This is a genomic window from Pedobacter sp. 10L46_2 (genome assembly GCF_056395165.1).
Genome location: NZ_JBFTIZ010000402.1, coordinates 1 through 3169, shown reverse-complemented (window position 1 = coordinate 3169; position 3169 = coordinate 1). Strand labels below are relative to the sequence as shown.

Sequence of the window (3169 nt, the reverse complement as noted above, 5' to 3'; positions counted from 1 at the left end):
TTATTGTATCTGTACACATGGTTTGCAAAACTAAACAGGGCTGTTAAATTCACTCCCTTATAGGTTAAAGAGGTATTAAAGCCTCCTGTAAAAGGTGGGTAAAGACTACCAAACTCCGCCACACTCATTGTTGTAGCATTATAATCTGAGGTTTTGGTTCCATCTGGATTATAATATAATGGATCACCCGTTTTTGGATCTACCCCTGCCCATTTAGGTGCATAGTGAGATCCATAAGGTAATCCTTCTCTTACAATCTCGGTTGTATTTTTCTCGAATCCCTCAGAACCAGCCAGTGAAGTGATTTTATTTTTGTTGTAAGCAAAGTTAAGTCCCACATTCCATTTTAAAGATTCATTTCTAATCACATCTACTCTAAGCTCAGTTTCTATACCTCTGTTACGCATTGAACCAGCATTTAAAGGCAATGCACCAACCCCCGAAGTAAGTGAAACCGGAAGATCTAAAAACAGGTTTGCTGTTTCCTTGTTATAAATATCGGTTACCAAATGTATACGGTTATTCCATACATCCAAATCAAAGCCAATATTCAAATCCTTAGCATATTCCCAATCATAGTTTGCACTACCGTAAGCATTAGGATAAATTCCGCTGTTACCTCCGTAAGAAGTGGTAGCAAAAGTAGGCAGGTAAGTAAAATTACCCGGAAACGGACTAGCTGTTGTACCGTAACTGGCCCGGAATCTTAAATCATTAATGAACTCATTGTTAGCGAGAAAGTTTTCCTTTTTAACATTCCAGGCAAAACCTACTGAATAAAAGCCATGCCATCTGTTCTTTAAAGGTAATGTTGAAGATCCATCATATCTATAACTCGCGTTAAGTGTATATCGATCGTCAAAGGTATAACGGCCAAGCGCTATATATGAGATCAGTGCATTTCTTGTTCTTCCACCATTAAATTCAGGAATAAACGAGTTTTCATCAGAACCCGGAGTTGCACCGGCAGGAGTTTCAGGTAATCGTGGATCTATACCGTAAGCAGTATATCCAAAGCTTCTGAAATGCTGCTTTGTAATCTCATAAAGTCCGGTTACTTCAAAATTATGTTTATCAATAACCTTTGAATATGTTATTCCTGAGGTAGAGATCATTGAAAAGTTACGTCGTAAATTCTCGCCAAAACTTCCTTTTTCTCCATTTTCGTTTGATCCGGAGTATGAATCAGGCCTAATAAACCGCTCATCGGTAGATTCCCTAAAATCTACACCCAATCGCGTTTTAATAGTCAAATCGTCGGTGATTTTATAGTTTAATGATCCGCTTAAAATCGTTTTGTACTGATTGGTTTTATTAGTGGTATTTAACAATCTTTCTAAAGCATTACTTCCCTCACGTTGGTCATAAATTTCATAATCATCTGAATTACCATAATGCACTAATGTTCCATCAGAAGCATAAGGATATTCATATGGAAGTGCATAATATACTGCCGACAATGGATTGCTTCCGCTACTGGATCCTTCACGTTCAATAAAGCTCGATTCTGAATAACCTAAACTTGTGTTTATAGAAGCTGAGAATCCGCCTGCATTAAAATCTACATTATTCCTTAAAGAATAACGTTCCATACCAGACCTAACTGCAATCCCATCCTGTTTATAATAATTTAAAGAGCTATAAAACCTAACATTTTCATTACCCCCGCTTGCATCCACCTGTTGTTCGGTAAACTTCCCGGTTCTAAAGAAGATATCTTTCCAATCCGTGTTTATTTTTCCAATGCTATCTAAAATAAGATCCGCCCTGTTTTGTTCTGTCGAGCTCATATTGGCATATTCTGGATTCTTTTTCGAGAATGTCCAGCCCGGCCCAATTTCTGATCCTGTTTCCAGTCCTATTTCTTCTTCAAACTGTAGCCTTTGTGCGGTATTCATCATATTAAACTTAGGCGAAGTTAGCTTGGAAATACCATATTGAGATTTATAATTGAACTGGACCTTTCCAGATTTACCTTTTTTTGTTGTAATCACAATTACACCATTAGCACCTTTAGAACCGTACTGCGCTTTTGAAGTAGCATCTTTTAAAACAGTAACACTTTCAAAATCGGACGGATTTAATGTTTGAAAATAGGCATCCTCAACAGGTATTCCATCTAAAACATACAATGGAGAGGTATTCCCGTTTATTGTTCCTATTCCTCTTAAAATAACCTGAGCACTAGTACCCGGCTGGCCAGATCCTGAAGACACTTGTAAACCAGCTACCCTACCTTGCAAAATCTGATCGAAAGTTGAAAGGGGAACCTGGCTCATATCCTTACCTGAAACCACAGATGATGCACTTGCAGATTGTTCTTTTGTATAACTTGTGTAACCTGTAACTGTTATTTCCTGCAAATTCTGGCTATCAGTTCTCAGTGTTATATTAATTACTTTCCTATTCCCTACGCTAACAAGCTGCCTTGCGTAACCTACAAATGAAAACTCAAGATTAGAAGAATTATCGGGCACACGTATACTGTAATCACCATTAGCATCAGTTACAGCAGCTATTGCCAGGCCCGAAACTTTAATCGAAACACCAGGTATTGGTAACCCCGTATCATCAACAACTTTTCCGGTTACAACAATATCTTTTCTATTGGCCAGTACTGTTGGATAAATTACCACCAGATTGCTTTCCTTTAACACATAGGTAAGTTTTGTATCCTTTAAAATCTGGCTCATTGCTTCATCTAATGATACATCCTGAACATTAAGAGAATTCTTATTACTACTCGAAATTGTGTTGTTGCTGTATACAAAACGATACTCTGTTTGTTTCTCAATTGCCTTAAGCAATTCTTTAATGCTTAGCTGCCTGGCATTAATTGTAATCTTTTGCTGTGCAAACCCGGCAGCAGATACCTGCATACATAAAACGAGCAAAATAAATCCTGTAATTTTCATACTCAATAATATCCTGTCGCTTAAAGAATGACTGCTGGAATGTTCTAAAAGTACATGTTTTCTCATATTTGTTGGTTTAGGTTCTTTTTTATTTGTTTGATAGCCTGATTATAGCTATTTTTTTATAGTGATTTTATTATTTTCAATCTCAAACTTAAAGGGATAAGATAGTTGTAAAGCTTCCAGTGTTTTAACAATAGTCTCATTTTCAAATGTTCCTGAATAGCGGTAATCCTTTACCTCTTCATCAGCTA

Annotated in this window: 2 protein-coding genes; both read right to left on the bottom strand. The window is 37.0% G+C overall.

Annotated features, from left to right (window positions below):
- A partial coding sequence (locus AC1DDX_RS25790) for a SusC/RagA family TonB-linked outer membrane protein (protein WP_477622854.1) occupies positions 1–2981 on the bottom strand: 2981 nt, incomplete at its 3' end.
- 48 nt (positions 2982–3029) lie between these two features.
- Positions 3030–3169 (bottom strand): DUF4974 domain-containing protein (locus AC1DDX_RS25785; RefSeq protein WP_477622855.1); only part of this gene is annotated, 140 nt, incomplete at its 5' end.